Raw genomic sequence first — 17,535 nt, forward strand, 5'->3', positions numbered from 1 at the left:
CTGTTCCATATTGGTGGGTGCGGGTCAGTCGGCGGAATTGAAGTCGATCAGGTTTTCTGCGGTGGCGCGGTTGAGCGCCATGGGAATGTCATAGACCGTGGCCAGCCGGGTCAGCGCCTTCACATCCACATCATGCGGCATTGCCGTGAGCGGGTCGGTGAAGAAGATCAGCATGTCTACCGCGCCGGTCGCGATCATCGCGCCGATCTGCTGGTCGCCGCCAAGCGGGCCGCTCTTGAGGCGAATGACGTCGAGCCCCAGACAGGCTTCCTGGACGCGGCCGCCGGTCGTGCCGGTGGCGACGATCTTGAAACTGGAGAGCGCTTTTTGATGCTGACGGGCGAAATCCGCCATATCGTCTTTTTTCTCGTCGTGAGCGATGAGCGCGATACAGCGTTGCCCTTCCATGGTCCCAGCCCGTCCCCGTAAAGAATTAAATCGATTTGAAGCCTTCTATAACAGCTTGCCGCCATTTGAAAAGGGAAGCTGTTGAATGCCTCATTTCTGTATCAGTTCAATGTCGGGCGCTGGGTCGGCAGTGGAATATCCGAAGGCGGCTGGAGGGTCGGAGCGTTCTGAATAACCTGTTCCACGCTTTGCTGGCGCACTGCCTGAACCGGCGCGGGGGAATAGGCCTGCGCCGCAATACCCTCGGGGTTGACGGAAGGGGCGGCAGCCACGGCGGCGCAGGCGGCGGGCAGGTCGGAGACCATGACGGGGCGCGGTTTCACCGGTTTGGCATTGGGGTCTTTTTTCGGCGGCGCCCATGGTTCTTTGGTAAACCACCAGGCTAGCGACTTGTCGCAGCCATCGCCCTTGCCCACGGCCGCCTGCGGTTTGCAGTTCGGCGCGCCGGGCGGGCATTCGAGGCGAATGTGGAAATGTTCGTCATGCCCGTAGATCGGCCTGATCTTGCCCATGAAGGTGCGGTCGCCGGTCCATGTCTGGCAGAGTTTCTGCTTGATGGCCGGGTTGACGAAGACGCGTTCCACCTGCGGATAGCTCGCTGCCATCATCACCAGCCGGGCATTGAGCGGCGACCATTTGCGATCATCGACTGTCAGGAATTTGCCCTTGTCCAGCATGGAGATGAACGGCACGGTTTCGCGCTGCTCCACGCTCAGCCGGGGGTTAGGCATTGGCCGCCACCAGACATCGACATCCAAGCCGATTTGGTGCGAGGCATGGCCGGTCAGCATCGGCCCGCCGCGCGGCTGGGAAATATCGCCGAGCAACAGACCCGGCCAGCCGATTTTCTGGGCATCCTGCGAAAAGCGCTCGAGGAAGGAAATCAGCTGCGGCTGGCCCCAGCGCCGGTTGCGCGAAAGCCGCATGGCCTGCCAGCCGGGACCGTCGGTCGGCATGGCGATCGCGCCGGACTGGCAGCCCTTGGCATAGGAGCCGATGGGCTGCGAGGCCGCTGCGGAAGGCAGGGCCGTATGGCCAAACACTTCCTTCGCGGGCCTGTCCTCGGCCGATGCGGTTTCCATCTGCAACTGCAGCGCGGAGACGACCGAAATCGCCAGCATGGCCGCCTTGAAAACTCTCGATGATCCCGCCGTCATATAGCCGTGCCCGTCCGATCAGATGATTCTCTTCCCCTTAGAGTAAACTGGAACGGGATTTTGTTGAAACCATGTTTCGCCCGGTTTGTGCAAAGCAGACAGATTAAGGGTGCCGATAAAGAGCTTGTGAGCCGAAGCATCTGTTTTTTGCCAATCTTTGTTTTATGCTCTCTCCAACAAACACGAAAACAGGGACATTCCCCCGATGATATTGGCACCACTGAAATCCCGCCTTCTGATCGCCCTTGCGGCATCCGCCATGCTGATGCCGGCAGCGGCCTCCGCCCAGTCGGGCGGTGTCTGGCGAAAGGGGATTTCGACGGTCGGGGAACTGAAACATCCTGATGGCTTCGATCATTTCGACTATGTGAACACCAAGGCGCCGAAAGGCGGTGCGCTGCGCATGTCGACGACGGGAACTTTCGACACGCTCAACCCGCTGCTCGCCAAGGGCGAGGCGGCGACAGGACTTTCGCTGGTCTTCGACACGCTGATGAAATCAACGGAAGAGGAACTCTCGGCATCCTACGGGCTTCTGGCTGAGGGCGTCAGCTATCCCGACGATATTTCGAAGGCAACATTCCGGCTGCGGGCGGAGGCCAAATGGGCTGATGGCAAACCGGTGACGCCGGAGGATGTGGTTTTCAGCTTCGAAAAGGCCAAGGATCTGAGCCCGCAGCTTGCTACCTATTACACCCACGTCACCAAGGCGGAGGTGAGTGGCGAAAGGGACATCACCTTCACCTTCGATGAAAAGAACAATCGCGAATTGCCGCAGATCGTCGGGCAATTGCTGATCGTTCCGAAGCACTGGTGGGAGGCTGCAGGTCCAGACGGCAAGCCGCGCGACATTTCCCGTGGCACGCTGGAGCCGGTGATGGGCTCTGGGGCCTACAAGATCGCCTCGCTGTCTCCCGGTTCCACGATGACCTATGAGCGTCGCGACGACTATTGGGGCAAGGACGTCAATGTGAATGTCGGGATGAACAATTTCAAAACCATCACCTACAGCTTCTTTTCCGATCAGGATGTGGAATTCCAGGCCTTCAAGTCCGGCACCGTCGATTTCCGCCAGGAAGCCTCATCCAGCCGCTGGGTCACGGGTTATGATTTTCCGGCAGTCAAGGAAGGCCGCGTCAAGAAAGAGGAACTGCCGAATATCTATCGCTCCGTCGGCATCATGCAGGCCTTTGTGCCGAACATGCGCCGCGAAAAGTTCCAGAACCCCAACCTGCGCAAGGCGCTCAATTACGCCTTCGATTTCGAGGAGCTGAACCGCACGCTGGCTTACGGCCAGTTCCAGCGTATCAACAGCTTCTTCATGGGTAGTGAGCTGGCCTCTTCCGGCCTGCCGACCGGGCGCGAGCTGGAACTGCTGCAGGAGCTGAAAGATCAGGTGCCGCCGGAAGTCTTCACTACTGAATACCGCAACCCGGTGGCAGGCGATCCTGCCAAGCAGCGCGACAATCTGCGTGAGGCGGTGAAGCTGATGAAGGAGGCCGGATACGAGCTGCGCGGCAACCGCATGGTCAACGCGGCAACCGGGCAGCAGCTTGATATGGAATTCCTGATCGATTCCTCCGGCATGGAGAGAACCATCCTGCCCTATGTCCAGAACCTCAAGAAGATCGGCATCAACGCCACCATCCGCACGGTCGATGCCTCGCAATATACCAACCGCACCCGCAGCTTCGATTTCGACGTTGCGGTCAAGCTCTGGGCGACATCGGCCAACCCCGGCAATGAACAGGCAGATTTCTGGGGCTCTGCCGCGGCCGACCGGCAGGGGTCCAACAATCTCGCCGGCATCAAGAACCCCGCCGTCGATGCTCTTGTCAGGAAGGTCATATTTGCGCCCAACCGGGATGAACAGGTGGCTGCGGCGCGCGCACTCGACCGGGTGCTTCTGGCAAACAGCTACGTCATTCCGCAATTTTACCGCGGCGAGATGTTCATCGCCTACTGGAACACACTCACCCGCCCTGAAAACCTGCCTGAATATGGCATCGGTTTTCCGGATGCATGGTGGTCCAGCCAGGCCGGAAACTGACGCCGGCCTTGCTTTCGCGGCGAAGGCTTGATTCACATAGGGCGAAACGAATCGCTTGGAGCGCGCGGGCCGCGCTTTCATGAAAGGACCGGGTTTGACTGAAACGAAAACCGCTGACGTATCTCCCGGGAGCAGAGGCTGATGGGCGCCTATATCCTCAGACGTCTGGCGCTGATGATCCCGACCATCATCGGCATCATGGGCATTTCGTTTCTCGTCATCCAGTTTGCGCCGGGCGGGCCGGTGGAGCAGGTCGTCGCGCAGCTGACGGGGCAGGGCGACAGCGCTTCCGACCGGCTTTCGGGCGGCGGCGATCTTATGGGCCAGTCCGGCGGTTTTGATGAAAGCGGCTCGAAATATCGCGGTGCGCAGGGTCTCGACCCGGAGCTGATCGCCAAGCTCGAGAAGCAGTTCGGTTTCGACAAGCCGCCGCTCACCCGTTTTCTCGAAATGATGTGGAATTACATCCGCTTCGATTTCGGCGACAGCTTCTTCCGCAATTCCTCGGTCATCGATCTCATCATCGACAAGCTGCCGGTGTCGATGTCGCTTGGTTTCTGGATCCTGATCATCTCCTACATCATCTCCATTCCCCTCGGCATCAAGAAAGCCGTCTCCGATGGCTCGACTTTCGATGTCTGGACATCAGGCATCATCATCATTGGTTATGCGGTGCCGAGCTTCCTGTTCGGTATCCTGCTCATCGTGCTTTTCGCCGGCGGATCGTTCTTCGACTGGTTCCCGCTTCGCGGTCTGGTGTCGGATAATTTTGACCAGCTGAACTGGTGGCAGAAGATCATCGACTACTTCTGGCATCTGACGCTGCCATTGATTGCGCTGTCGCTCTCGGCTTTCGCAACAACGACGCTTCTGACGAAAAATTCCTTCATCGACGAGATCAAGAAGCAATATGTCGTTACCGCCCGCGCCAAGGGTCTCTCCGAACGCAAGGTTCTCTATGGCCACGTCTTCCGCAATGCGATGCTGATCGTGATTGCCGGTTTTCCGGGCGCCTTCATCTCGGCCTTCTTCACCGGCTCGCTGCTGATCGAGAACATCTTCTCGCTGGATGGTCTCGGCCGCCTCGGCTATCTCTCGGTCGTCAATCGTGATTACCCGATCGTGTTCGGCACGCTGTTCATCTTCTCGCTGATGGGCCTTGTGGTCGGTCTCCTTTCCGACCTTATCTATACATGGATCGATCCGCGTATCGACTTCGAGCGGAGGGACGTGTGATGACGCTCGCCAACACCGCCGCTGCCGAGACACTGGTAAAGCCGAAGCGCCCGTGGTTTTCGCCGACGACCAAGCGCCGCTGGCAGAATTTCAAGGCGAACCGGCGCGGTTACTGGTCCTTCTGGCTGTTCCTGATCCTGTTTTTCCTGAGCCTGATCGCGGAATTCATCGCCAATGACAAACCCATTCTCGCTTCCTACAAAGGCGAGATACTGGTGCCGGTCATGGTCGATTATCCGGAAGAGAAGTTCGGCGGCTTCCTTGCCCAGACCGACTACAAATCCTCCTTCATCCAGGACGAGATCAACGCCAATGGCTGGATGATCTGGCCGCCGATCCGTTATTCCTACCAGACGGTCAACTCCAATATTCCGCATTCGGCACCCACCGCGCCCTTCTGGCTGATGGATGAAAAAGACCGCTGCTCCGCCTATCCGCAGGGTAATGCCGATCCCGGTTGCACGCTTGGTAATCTCAACTGGCTCGGAACCGACAATCAGGCACGCGATGTCACGGCGCGGATGATCTATGGTTTTCGCATCTCCGTGCTGTTCGGCCTGACGCTGACCATCGCGTCGGCTCTGGTCGGCGTCACCGCCGGCGCCATTCAGGGCTATTTCGGCGGCTGGACTGACCTGCTTCTGCAGCGTTTCATCGAAATCTGGTCATCCATGCCGGTGCTCTATATCCTGCTCATCATCGCGGCCATTATGCCACCCGGCTTCTTCGTGTTGCTCGGCATCATGCTGCTGTTCTCATGGGTCGGCTTTGTCGGCATCGTGCGGGCGGAATTCCTGCGCGCCAGAAACTTCGAATATGTCCGCGCTGCCCGTGCGCTCGGCGTCGGCAACTGGACGATCATGTTCCGGCATCTTCTGCCCAACGCCATGGTGGCGACGCTGACCTTCCTGCCGTTCATCCTCTCGGGTTCGATCACGACGCTCACCTCGCTCGATTTCCTCGGCTTCGGCATGCCGCCGGGCTCACCGTCGCTGGGCGAGATGATCGCGCAGGGCAAGAACAACCTTCAGGCCCCCTGGCTTGGCCTCACCGCGTTTTTCACCATGTCCATCATGCTCTCGCTGTTGATTTTCGTCGGTGAAGCGGTGCGCGACGCCTTCGATCCACGCAAGACGTTCCGGTGATCGCCATGACGGAAAAAACCATCCAGCCACTTCTCTCCGTCCGTGACCTTTCGGTTGCCTTTCATCAGGGTGGGGCGACCAGCGTCGCCGTGGATCACGTCTCCTTCGACCTGATGCCGGGCGAAGTCGTTGCTCTCGTTGGCGAGTCCGGTTCCGGCAAGTCCGTGACCGCGAATTCCATTCTCAAATTGCTGCCCTATCCGGCAGCAAGCCATCCGTCGGGGAAAATCCTGTTCGACGGCAAGGACATGCTCACCCTTCCGGAACGGGCGTTGCGCGCGGTGCGGGGCAACGACATCACCATGATTTTCCAGGAGCCGATGACCTCGCTCAATCCGCTCCACACCATCGAGCGGCAGATCGGCGAGATCCTCGAACTGCACCAGGCAATCACCGGGGCTGAGGCGCGGGCGCGCACGCTGGAACTATTGTTGCAGGTCGGCATCCGCGAACCGGAAAAGCGCCTCAAAGCCTATCCGCATGAATTGTCCGGCGGCCAGCGGCAGCGTGTGATGATCGCCATGGCGCTTGCCAACCGGCCGAAACTGCTGATCGCCGATGAGCCGACCACGGCGCTCGACGTGACGGTGCAGGCGCAGATCCTTGAGCTTCTGAGTGATCTGAAGACGAAACACGGCATGTCCATGCTGTTCATCACCCACGACCTCGGCATCGTCCGCAAATTTGCCGACCGCGTCTGCGTCATGACCAAGGGTAAGATCGTCGAGACCGGCACCGTGGAGCAGGTGTTTACCGATCCGCAGCACGCCTACACGCGCCATCTCCTTGCAGCAGAGCCGAAGGGCGAGCCCCCGCATTCCGATGCGAGCAAACCCGTGGTCATGCAGGGCGACGACATCAAGGTCTGGTTCCCGATCAAGGCGGGGCTGATGCGCCGGGTTGTCGACCATGTGAAGGCGGTGGACGGCATTGATATTACCCTTCGCGCCGGGCAGACTGTGGGCGTGGTGGGCGAATCCGGTTCCGGCAAGACCACGCTTGGTCTGGCGCTCTCCCGGCTGATCGCATCTGAGGGGCGGATCAGCTTCATCGGTCAGTCGATCGACCACTATTCCTATGAGATGATGAAGCCGCTCAGAAACCGGCTCCAGGTGGTGTTTCAAGATCCTTACGGTTCACTCAGCCCGCGCATGTCGGTGGGCGAAATCGTCGCCGAGGGCCTGAAGGTGCACGAGCGGTCTCTATCCGCCGACGAGCGCGATACGCGTGTCGCCACCGCGCTGGAAGAGGTCGGCCTCGACCCGGCCACCCGCTGGCGGTATCCACATGAATTTTCCGGCGGCCAGCGTCAGCGCATCGCCATCGCCCGTGCCATGGTGCTGAAACCGCGTTTCGTCATGCTGGATGAGCCGACATCCGCGCTCGACATGAGCGTGCAGGCGCAGGTGGTCGATCTGCTGCGCGATCTCCAGGCCAAGCACGAACTCGCATACCTCTTCATCAGTCACGATCTGAAGGTGGTGAAGGCGCTCGCCAACGACCTGATCGTCATGCGCCACGGCAAGGTGGTGGAGAGCGGTGCAGCGGCGGAGATTTTCGCCAGCCCGCAGCAGGACTATACCAAGGCGCTGCTGGCTGCGGCCTTCAATATCGAGGCTGTCGAAACCAAAGCGGTGAGCCAGTAGGCGCATCGCTGTTTCTATTAAGGTGATGATTTTTCTGTTGCTTCGCGGAAAATGCCGACCCATGTTGCGAGAGACGTGATGCGGAAACGGATTGATTGCCATGGCAGCGGATGTGATTGTTCTGGGAGCGGGGATCATCGGGGTCTCCGTCGCTTTGCAACTGGCCCGAAGGGGCAAATCGGTGGTGCTGGTTGACCGGCGCGGACCGGGCGAGGAGACCTCCTTCGGCAATGCCGGACTGATCCAGAGAGAAGGTGTCGTGCCTTACGCCTTTCCGCAGGACCTTGCACTGCTGCTCCGCTATTCCCTGAACAACAGCATCGATGCCCGTTATCACCTTTCTGCCCTGCCAAAGATCGCGCCTTTTCTCGGCCGTTACTGGTATAATTCCGCAGCCACGCGCCACGCGGCGATTGCGCGCGCCTATGCGCCGCTGATTGAGCATTCGGTTTCCGAACACAGTATTTTGATCGACGAGGCGAAGGCCGGCGATCTGATCGTCAAGAACGGCTGGATGGAGGCTTACAGGACTGCCGCAAGGCGGGATGCCGACTATGCCTTCGCTGAGCGGCTTACGCGTGACCACGGCATTTCCCACACGAAACTCGACGCCGAAGAACTCGCAACGGCCGAACCGCATCTCAGCCGTGATTTCGTCGGCGGCCTGAAATGGAACGATCCCTGGTCGGTGCTCGATCCGCACGCGCTGACGCTCGCCTATCTCAAACTGTTCGAAAACCTCGGCGGCACCTTTATCCGGGGCGATGCATCGACGCTTAGCCAGACAGTAAGTGGCTGGACGGTGCGCACCGAAACCGGCGCGGTCGAGGCCGAACATGCCGTCGTGGCGCTTGGTCCGTGGGCAGATACGGTGACAGAGAGGCTGGGTTATCGTTTCCCGCTCGGGGTGAAGCGTGGCTATCACATGCATTATGCGCCGCAGGAGGGGACAAAGCTCAACAGCTGGCTGATCGATGCCGAGCGCGGTTATTTCCTGGCACCGATGCGCAAGGGCATCCGCCTCACGACAGGTGCTGAATTTGCCGAACGCGATGCGCCGAAATCCCCCGTGCAGATCGAGCGGGCGGAACGGGTGGCCCGCACCGTCTTTCCTCTGGGTGGCCGGTTGGATGCCGAACCGTGGATGGGCGCACGTCCCTGCACGCCGGATATGATGCCGATCATCGGCAAGGCGCCGCGCCACAGAACCCTGTGGTTCTCGTTCGGGCATGCCCATCACGGTCTCACGCTGGGGCCGATCACCGGCCGCGTTCTGGCGGAAACGATGCTGGGAGAAACACCTGTTATCGCCATTGACGCCTATCGCCCGGAAAGGTTCAATCCCTGATAGCCGAATCCACTGGCCTTCCTGCGGCCGCCCACGTAACATGGGCTTATCAAGAGGGAAAAGGGGCAAACGTCATCATGGTGGCGAGGTTTCTCATCTATCAGCAGCAGGATGATTTTCGTTAGCGAAGCGCTTCCGCGCGCGACACAGAAGAGAAACGGCCTGCTGGTGCACGATGTATGATATTGAAAACGCAAAGAAATTTTTCGCCGATAACCCCGATATCGAAATTCTCGAAGCCTTCGTCATAGACGCGAACGGCGTTCCGCGCGGCAAATGGATTCCGCGGGAGAGGGCAATCGACGTGCTCGAAAAGGGAATGGCAATCCCCCGTTCCGTTTATGCGCTGGATATCTGGGGCCGGGATGTGCATGCCGCAGGTCTCGCCGAAGGCACGGGTGATCCGGATGGGTTCTGCTTTCCCGTTCCCGGTACGTTATCGCGGGTAACATGGCTTGGCCGTCCGACAGCTCAAGTCCTGCTCGCGATGAAAAACCCGGATGGAACCGGCTTTTACGGCGATCCGCGCAATGTGCTGGCGCGGGTTCTGGAAACATACAAAAAGGCCGGCCTCACGCCGGTGGTCGCCACGGAACTGGAGTTTTACCTGATTGATCCAGTCCGCTCTGCACTTGATCCCGTGCGCCCGCCGCACAGCCGTGAGGGACGCTGGCACACGGGCCAGACCCAGGTTCTGTCGATTTCCGAATTGCAGGATTTCGAGGATGTCTTCCACGATATCGCCACGGCCTGCCGGGCGCAGGGTGTGCTTGCCGATACGACGCTGCGGGAAAACGGCCCCGGCCAATATGAAATCAACCTCAACCATGTGCCGGACGCGCTGCAGGCCGCTGATTTCGCCGTCTTCCTGAAACGCATCGTCAAGGGCGTGGCGCGTCGGCATGAACTCGACGCTACCTTCATGGCAAAGCCTTATGGGTTGCAGGCCGGCAACGGTATGCATGTGCATTTTTCCGTTCTCGATAAGGACGGCAGGAATATCTATGCTGGCGAAAACGGCCCGTCGGATGCGCTGATGCATTCGGTCGGCGGCCTGTTGGAAAATATGGGGGAAAGCATGGCGATCTTCGCCCCCCATGCCAATTCCTACCGCCGTCTGACGCCGAGTGAACATGCGCCGACCTACGCCTCCTGGGGCATCGACAACCGTTCGGCGGCGGTGCGCGTCATCGTTGCCAGCAAGGCCGCAACGCGTATCGAACATCGTGTCGCCGGTGCCGATACCAATCCCTATCTCGTCGTGGCGATGATCCTGAGTGCGGCACTTGCCGGCATGAAAGAGAAGCGCCAGCCCGGCGGCGCGATTGCGGGTGACAGCCATGCCATCAATCACGAACCGCTGCCTACCAACTGGGATTATGCCCTGCAGCGCTTCTCGCGCTCCAGCTTTGCCTATGCCACGCTCGGCCAGCGTTATCGCACGCTGTTTTCCGCCTGCAAGCAGCAGGAGCTTTCCGAATTTTCCCTGCGTGTAACTGACGTCGAATATGACGCCTATATCAGGACGGTGTGAGATGGCTGAGGTAACGACTATTCCCAATCCCGGCCACACATCGTCGTGGTATGCGGCCTCCGCCAATGTCAAATCCGTGCGGCCGACGCTCGAGGGTGCGCTGGAAGCCGATATCTGCATCATCGGCGGCGGGTTCACCGGCATTTCCGCGGCACTTGAACTCAGTGAACGCGGTTATTCGGTCATCGTGCTGGAAGGTGTGCGGGTTGGCTTCGGCGCTTCGGGGCGCAATGGCGGCCAGATCGTCAACGGCTACAGCCGCGACCTCGAAACCATCGCCGGGCGTTACGGTAACGAAAAGGCAGTGAAACTCGGGGAAATGTCGCTGGAAGGCGGCGCGATCATCCGCGAGCGCATCGCCAAATATGCCATCGATTGCGATCTCGTCGATGGCGGCTTTTTCGCGGCCTTCACACCAAAACAGATCCGCGAAATGGAGGCTCACAAGGCCCATTGGGAAAAACACGGCCATGGCGGGCTTGAGATGGTCGCCAAGGGCGATGTTGGAAAATATGTAAAGACTGAGCGTTATGCCGGCGGCATGATCGACCGGTTCGGTGGTCACATTCACCCGCTCAATCTGGTGCAAGGCGAAGCGGCGGCGGCGGAAAGCCTTGGTGCCCGCATATTCGAAAATTCGCGGGTCATTTCGCTGGAGCAGGGTTCAAACCCCATCGTGCGCACGGCAACGGGCAGCGTCAAGGCGAAATACGTCCTCGTCTGCGGTAATGCCTATCTCGGCACATTGCTGCCGGAAATCGGCGAGCGGATGATGCCGGTGTCAAGTCAGGTCATGGCGACGGAGCCGCTCGATGTCGATCTGATCGAGGCGCTTTTGCCCGCCGATTATTGCGTCGAGGATGCCAATTACATTCTCGACTATTATCGTCGCACCTCGGATAACCGCCTGCTTTATGGCGGCGGCATCGGTTATGGCGGCAGCGATCCGGCCGACCTGACCGGTGTGATCCGCCCGAACATGCTGAAGACCTTTCCGCAACTGGAAAAGACCAAGATCGACTTCGCCTGGAGTGGCAACTTCGCGCTGACGCTGACACGCATCCCGCATGTGGGCAAACTGTCCGACAATGTCTATTTTTCGCATGGCGACAGCGGCCACGGCGTCACCACCACGCATTTGCTCGGCAAGATATTGGGTGAGGCCGTTGCCGGCCACGCCGAACGTTTTGATATCTGGAGTTCGTTGCCGAACTATCCGTTCCCCGGCGGAAAGACGTTCCGTGTACCGCTGACCATGCTTGGTGCATGGTGGTACGGCATGCGGGACAAGCTCGGGTTTTAGAACGTCACCGTCTTCAAACCGGAAAGCGCATTTTTCGCGATTTCTTCCGGTGTGGTGTCGATGCTGACGGTCACGACGCCCGGTTCGCCGGTTGGCACTTCCAGCGTGGCGAGCTGGGTCTGAAGCAACGAGAGCGGCATGAAATGGCCCTTGCGTTCACCCATGCGCCGGCTGAGAAGTTCCAGGCTGCCATCCAGATAAACGAAAACAAGCGGCCCGCCGGTAGCCGTGCGAAGGCGGTCGCGATAGATTTTCTTGAGTGCGGAGCAGGAAACGACGACACCGTTGTTTTCGCTGCCCTTACGCAGTTCCGCGCCGATCAGGTCAAGCCAGGGCCAGCGATCATCGTCGGTCAGGGGAATGCCCTCGGACATTTTATCGACGTTGGATTTCGGGTGAAGCTTGTCGCCCTCTATGAAGGCAATGCCCAGTTTTTCGGCCAGTTCCTCTGCGACCGTGGACTTGCCCGAGCCGCTCACTCCCATCACGACGATTGCCTGTGTCACCCGAACCTCTGATGTTTCTGTTTCGACGGTCAGCCCCTAACATGTGTGGCAGGTATCGGGAATATAAAAATGCGGAGCTTGCCCGTGTCAGTGCCCGGTTTTGCGGGCTGCGGTCCTTTCCAGCGCGGAAAAGGCAGCGTGGATCAGGATTGCCAGTGCGGCGACAATCAAGCCGCCCTGCAGGATGAAGGCGAGATTGTTGGATTGAAGGCCGGCGATGATCACTTCGCCAAGCGTGCGCGCGGCGACGGTGGAGCCGATGGTGGCGGTTGAAAGGCTGATGACTGCCGACAGCCGTATACCTGCAAGAATGGCCGGCAGAGCAAGCGGTAGTTCCACTTTGACAAGCCGCTGCCAGCCGGTCATGCCGCTCCCCCTGGCGGCATCCATCACCGTGGCGGGCAGGGTCGTAAGCCCCGTCAGCGTATTTTCGAACACGGGCAGCAGCGCGTATAAAAACAGCGCAATAAGCGTCGGTTTCTCTCCAAAACCGATCATCGGCACCGCCAGCGCCAGCACCGCCACGGGCGGGAAGGTCTGGCCAATATTGACGATGCTACGCGACAGCGGCAGGAAATCCGCCCCGAAAGGCCGGGTGACGAGAACTGCGAGCGCGCCCGCTACCAATGTGGCCAGCCCCGTGGCGATCGCCACGGTGGTCAGATGCGAGAGAGTGAGGGAGAGCAGATTGGCCTGCGTGTAGATCGCCGGTGCATTGGCCTGCACGAGAGGGCGGAATATCGGCGCGAAGATTTGCGGCGCTGCAAGAAAGACGATCAGCACCAGCACCAGAAATCCGATTGCAAGGAAAGAGGCCGCGTTTTTCATGAGGCTCCGGCAGCACGCTGGAGGAGAACGTCCCGCCGCACCCGGCCGGCGATTTGGCCATCGTCTTTAACGACCGGCAAGACATCACAGCCCGCCCATAACATCGCTGACAGGGCATCGCGCTGGCTTGTATGTTCGGTGAGCGGTTCTCCCTTGGCGCTTCCCGGCTCCACGATGTCAGCAATGGAGAGAACCGAAAGCAGTTTCAGCGCGCGTTCGTTTTCGCCGATCATGGTGCGCACGAAATCAGTTGCCGGTTTCAGCACCAGTTCGGCCGGTGGGCAGTCCTGCACGATGCGGCCCTTGTCCATCACGGCAATACGGTCCGCCAGATGAAAGGCCTCGTCCATATCATGGGTGACGAGGACCACGGTAACGCCGAGCTTTTTCTGAATATCGAGAAGATCATTCTGCGCTTTGGCGCGGATCACCGGGTCGAGTGCGCCGAAGGGTTCGTCCATCAACAAAATGTTCGGCTCTGCGGCGAGCGCCCGCGCCACACCGACACGCTGCTGCTGGCCGCCGGAAAGCTCATGCGGAAAACGGTCGGCATAAAGCGCAGGATCAAGCTGAAAGAGGTGCATCAGCGCATCGATTTTCGCCTCGATACGTTTGCGGTCCCAGCCGACCAACTGCGGAACGGTGGCGATATTCTCCGCCACGGTCCTGTGTGGAAACAGGCCATGGCCTTGAATGGCATAGCCGATCTGTCGGCGCAGTTTGTAACCCGGCATCGTGCTGACATCCTCGCCGTCGATCCGGATCGTGCCGGAGGTCGGTTCCACCAGCCGGTTTATCATCCGCAGCAGCGTGGTTTTTCCCGATCCTGATGTGCCGACGATGACGGTGACGGTGCGCGGCGCAACCGTCAGCGATACCTGATCAACTACGGCTGCATCGCCATATCGTTTCGTGATGGTGTCGATCTCGATCATGACTGTTGCCTTCCGCCTGCGCTGAAGAGATTACTGTCGATGAGGGCGTCGAGCGTGATCGCGGCGGCAAAGCCGAGGAGAACGGTCGGCACGGTGCCGAGCAGCACGAGGTCCATGGCCGTCTGTCCGATGCCCTGAAATACGAAAACGCCAAAACCGCCGCCGCCGATCAGTGCGGCGATCGTCGCCAGCCCGATATTCTGCACCAGCACGATGCGAATGCCGGTAAGGATGACCGGCATGGCGAGCGGAAACTCCACCCGCAGCAGCCTTTGCACCGGCGTCATGCCAAGCCCGCGCGCCGCTTCCCGGACCGCCTGCGAGACGCCGGAAAGGCCGACAACCGTGTTGGAAACGACCGGCAGCAGCGAATACAGAAACAGCGCCACAAAGGCGGGCGCCATGCCGATGCCGGCAATGCCGATCTTTGCCGCGCCCGGCACAGTGGCGGCGATCCATCCGAGCGGCGCGATCAGAAGGCCGAAAAGAGCGATGGACGGGATGGTCTGGATGATGTTGAGGCTGTTCAGCAGGCCGGCACGCAACCGTTCGACCTTGTAACAGAGTATTCCCAGCGGAATTCCCGCGACGGTCGCCGCGATCAGCGAACCGATGGCCAGCTCCACATGCCGTAGCGCCTCTGTCCAGAATATGTCGGCCCGGCCGGTATATTCCTTGATGATGGAGAGATCGCTCCAGAGACCGCTGGTTAAGATCCCTGCAAGCGAGGCAATCGCCAGCAGCAACAGCAAAATGCGCAAGGCGGGTTTCGGCTGGAGACGGGCAATGCAGTCCGTCGCAAGCAATGACAGCCCGGCAAACATCAGCCAGAAACCGCTGGCAGGCGAAACGCGGGCAAAGCTGTTGCCTTCAGGTGTCAGGACGGACGCGGCCTGCCCGACGAAGATCGCCAGCGCCGCAAGGCCAACCAGTGCGGCTGCGAGTTTCAGCAGCACCGGAAAGCGGAAAAAGGCGACGAAGGTGGCGAGAAGGATGAGGGCGACGAGGAGCATTGAGGCCGTAGCCGGAAGCGCCTCGAAAATCGTCCGTGTTTCACCCTGAACGATCCGGTTGGCGCGGAATATCATGAAGGGCGACGCGAAAAGCGCATAAAGGAGAAGGCAAGAAATCAGCACGCCCACCTTGTCAGGCCATTTCGACAAATTTCGCTCCCCTTGGATATTAAGTGCGAGCGGGATGACGAAAGCGACATATGTTCTCGTCATCCCGATCTACCATTTCACAAGCTATTACTTGAGGAAACCGTTCTTTGTCAGGAAGTCGGTTGCCACGGCCTTGGCTTGTTCGCCGCCCACCTGCACACGGGCATTCAGATCCTGCAGCGTTGCCAGATCAAGTTTTTCGAACACGGGTTTCAGCAATTCCTCGATATTGGGGTTCTTTTTCAGAACCTCTTCGCGAATGATCGGCGCGGGCTGATAGACCGGCTGCACGTGCTTGTCGTCTTCCAGAACGACAAGCCCCGAAGGCGCGATGCCCCCATCGGTGCCGTAAACCATGGCGGCATTGGCGTTGTTGGTCTGATTGGCGGCAGCGGCGATCGTGGCGGCCGTGTCGCCGCCGGACAGCGTGATCAGCTGCTCCGATTTCAGGGTGAAGCCATAGGTCGTCTGAAACGCCGGCAAGGCGGCGGCGGAATTGACGAATTCGGAGGAAGCGGCAAGAACCACCTCGCCGCCACCGGCGACATATTTGCCGAAATCCGAAAGCGACTTCAGATTGTTCTTGTCGGCGACATCCTTGCGCAGTGCGATAGCCCAGGTGTTGTTTGCCGGCGAGGGTTGCAGCCAGACGATCTTGTTGGCGTCGTAATCGAGCGTTTTAGCCTCTTCATAGCCCTTTGCGGCATCCTTCCACAGCGGATCATCTGCCTTGGAGAAAAAGAAGGCGGCATTGCCGGTATATTCCGGGTAGATATCGATTTCGCCCGCCGTGATCGCCTTCCTCACCACCGGGGTGGCGCCAAGCTGGATGCGATCGGTTGTCTCGATATTATTCTTGTTCAGCACGGCAAGGATGATGTTGCCGAGAACACCGCCCTCGGTGTCGATCTTCGACGACACCACCACCTGCGCCTGAGCGATGGAAACAGAAAAGGCAAGCGCAAGTCCGGCGCCCGTCAACGTCATCAAGCGATTCATGAATGTTCCTCCGGTGGGTCAGCCTGCCGAACAGGCGAAAGATCGCCGCCGCAATTGCGGCCAAACAGGAACGGCCGGGAGGAGAAATGGTTGCATGCCCTCCGGATTTTTCGCGCTGGTCATCCGGTCTGCTGCCGTCAGGTCCTGTCGTTCCGTTTGCGGGCGTCCTTGCCCATGACGAGCGGCATGAGAACGGAGAGGAACAGAAGCCTTATGACGTGGTGGGAGCCGACATAGGCGGTATCGGCATGCATCATCACCGCCATGGCCGCCATGGTTTCGAGGCCGCCCGGCGCATAGGCGATCATCACGGCATTGAGCGGAACGCCGGTGACGCTGGAAATCATCCAGGCGATGCTGCCGGCGATCACCATTACGGCGATGGTGACGACGAAGCCGGCCAGAAAACCCTTGCGCACTTCCATCAGCGATACGTTGGAAAAACGCGTGCCGATGAGACAGCCGATCAGCACATAGACCGGCAGGCTGAGCCAGGTGGGAACACCGCCCTGCGTGAGGCCGGTAATGTGCGTTCCGATGGAAACGGCCACGCCGCCGAGCAGCAGGGCTGCCGGAAATCTCCAGCGCAGGAAAAGCCAGCCGGTCAGAAGCGATGCGGCGATGGTTAGCGCCAGCGTTAGCAGACCCATTGGCGGATTGGTGATCAGCGGTTCGGTGCTGACCAGATCGAAATATTCGACGATCAGCGGCACGGAAAGCGTCAGCGCCAGCACTCTGACACTTTGCACGATGCTGACGGTCGCAAGGTCGCTTTTCGTTTCCGCCCCAAGGCTGATGATATAACTGAGGTGACCGGGGGAGGCGCCCAGCATCGCCGTCGTCCGGTCGTATCCGAAGCCGTAATGCAGAATCCAGTAGGCGACATAGAGCATGATGACGACGGCGACGAGCACCACGACGAAGCTCAGTGGCCATGTCTTTGCCGCATCGATGACCGAGGGCGTTACGCTCGTTCCCATCGATATGCCGACGACGACGAAACAGGCGTTGCGTATGAAGGAGGGAACTCCAAGCCTTACGCCCGCCAGTCCGGTGATAGTTACGGCAAGCGCCGGCCCGGAAAGGAAGGGGGCGGGAACATGGAGAAGGCTGGCAAGCAGTGCGCCCATGCTGCCGACAAGGGCGGTAAGCGCAAATGTATGGAATTCAGGCTTGATGATCATTGCGACGCTGATTGTTTGCTTCAAAAAAGCTCGCGACCAAATGCGCCGCTTCGTCTGGCGGCGTCAACCTGCCTCGCCAAAAATATTATATTT

At 59.6% G+C, this 17,535-nt stretch carries 15 protein-coding genes; 7 read left to right on the forward strand and 8 right to left on the reverse strand.

Annotated elements, in window-relative coordinates:
* Window positions 1–24 precede the first annotated feature (24 nt).
* Complete coding sequence (locus FCH38_RS13455) at window positions 25–408, reverse strand: methylglyoxal synthase (protein WP_174374075.1); 384 nt, start codon at window positions 406–408, stop codon at window positions 25–27.
* Window positions 409–509: 101 nt separating this feature from the next.
* Window positions 510–1,565: a penicillin-insensitive murein endopeptidase gene (gene mepA, locus FCH38_RS13460; protein WP_153515289.1), complete on the reverse strand. Its 1,056-nt coding sequence runs from the start codon at window positions 1,563–1,565 to the stop codon at window positions 510–512.
* Between the two features lie 205 nt (window positions 1,566–1,770).
* Here mepA and FCH38_RS13465 point away from each other — a divergent pair, with 205 nt between their 5' ends.
* From FCH38_RS13465 to FCH38_RS13495, 7 genes are all read left to right on the forward strand, one after another.
* Window positions 1,771–3,615 carry an extracellular solute-binding protein gene (locus tag FCH38_RS13465; RefSeq protein WP_174374076.1) on the forward strand — a complete coding sequence of 615 codons (1,845 nt, stop codon included), beginning with the start codon at window positions 1,771–1,773 and terminating at the stop codon, window positions 3,613–3,615.
* 141 nt (window positions 3,616–3,756) lie between these two features.
* Window positions 3,757–4,851 carry a microcin C ABC transporter permease YejB gene (locus FCH38_RS13470; protein ID WP_149898269.1) on the forward strand — a complete coding sequence of 365 codons (1,095 nt, stop codon included), beginning with the start codon at window positions 3,757–3,759 and terminating at the stop codon, window positions 4,849–4,851.
* Complete coding sequence (locus FCH38_RS13475) at window positions 4,851–5,996, forward strand: ABC transporter permease (protein WP_153515287.1); 1,146 nt, start codon at window positions 4,851–4,853, stop codon at window positions 5,994–5,996. The genes FCH38_RS13470 and FCH38_RS13475 overlap by 1 nt, the downstream gene beginning before the upstream one ends.
* 5 nt (window positions 5,997–6,001) lie before the next feature.
* Entirely contained in the window at window positions 6,002–7,642 is a 1,641-nt protein-coding gene (locus FCH38_RS13480) for an ABC transporter ATP-binding protein (RefSeq protein ID WP_149898271.1), read from the forward strand.
* 100 nt (window positions 7,643–7,742) lie between these two features.
* The gene (locus tag FCH38_RS13485) at window positions 7,743–8,990 is read left to right on the forward strand and encodes an NAD(P)/FAD-dependent oxidoreductase (RefSeq protein WP_174374077.1); all 1,248 of its coding nucleotides are present in this window, start codon (window positions 7,743–7,745) and stop codon (window positions 8,988–8,990) included.
* Window positions 8,991–9,165: 175 nt separating this feature from the next.
* Window positions 9,166–10,524: a glutamine synthetase family protein gene (locus FCH38_RS13490; protein WP_174374078.1), complete on the forward strand. Its 1,359-nt coding sequence runs from the start codon at window positions 9,166–9,168 to the stop codon at window positions 10,522–10,524.
* Between the two features lies 1 nt (window position 10,525).
* A complete protein-coding gene (locus tag FCH38_RS13495) occupies window positions 10,526–11,827 on the forward strand; it encodes an NAD(P)/FAD-dependent oxidoreductase (RefSeq protein ID WP_174374079.1) in 1,302 nt (433 codons plus the stop codon).
* On the opposite strand, the gene FCH38_RS13500 is transcribed toward FCH38_RS13495, so the two are convergent.
* The 6 genes from FCH38_RS13500 to FCH38_RS13525 all read right to left on the reverse strand — a co-directional run bounded on the left by FCH38_RS13500 (window position 11,824) and on the right by FCH38_RS13525 (window position 17,442).
* Window positions 11,824–12,312, reverse strand: coding sequence for a gluconokinase (locus FCH38_RS13500; protein WP_153515369.1), 489 nt, complete (start codon window positions 12,310–12,312; stop codon window positions 11,824–11,826). The two genes, FCH38_RS13495 and FCH38_RS13500, sit on opposite strands and share 4 nt — an antisense overlap.
* Before the next feature lie 108 nt (window positions 12,313–12,420).
* The gene (locus FCH38_RS13505) at window positions 12,421–13,161 is read right to left on the reverse strand and encodes an ABC transporter permease (RefSeq protein WP_149898274.1); all 741 of its coding nucleotides are present in this window, start codon (window positions 13,159–13,161) and stop codon (window positions 12,421–12,423) included.
* Window positions 13,158–14,096 carry an ABC transporter ATP-binding protein gene (locus FCH38_RS13510; protein WP_174374080.1) on the reverse strand — a complete coding sequence of 313 codons (939 nt, stop codon included), beginning with the start codon at window positions 14,094–14,096 and terminating at the stop codon, window positions 13,158–13,160. Before FCH38_RS13510 ends, FCH38_RS13505 begins: the two co-directional genes overlap by 4 nt.
* Complete coding sequence (locus FCH38_RS13515) at window positions 14,093–15,259, reverse strand: ABC transporter permease (RefSeq protein WP_174374081.1); 1,167 nt, start codon at window positions 15,257–15,259, stop codon at window positions 14,093–14,095. The genes FCH38_RS13510 and FCH38_RS13515 overlap by 4 nt, the downstream gene beginning before the upstream one ends.
* Window positions 15,260–15,346: 87 nt before the next feature.
* Window positions 15,347–16,258: a glycine betaine ABC transporter substrate-binding protein OsmF gene (gene osmF / locus FCH38_RS13520; protein ID WP_153515283.1), complete on the reverse strand. Its 912-nt coding sequence runs from the start codon at window positions 16,256–16,258 to the stop codon at window positions 15,347–15,349.
* A gap of 137 nt (window positions 16,259–16,395) precedes the next feature.
* A complete protein-coding gene (locus tag FCH38_RS13525) occupies window positions 16,396–17,442 on the reverse strand; it encodes an AbrB family transcriptional regulator (RefSeq protein WP_174374082.1) in 1,047 nt (348 codons plus the stop codon).
* Window positions 17,443–17,535: the final 93 nt, after the last annotated feature.

The sequence above is a fragment of the Agrobacterium tumefaciens genome, from assembly GCF_013337285.1.
GTDB lineage: Bacteria > Pseudomonadota > Alphaproteobacteria > Rhizobiales > Rhizobiaceae > Agrobacterium > Agrobacterium burrii.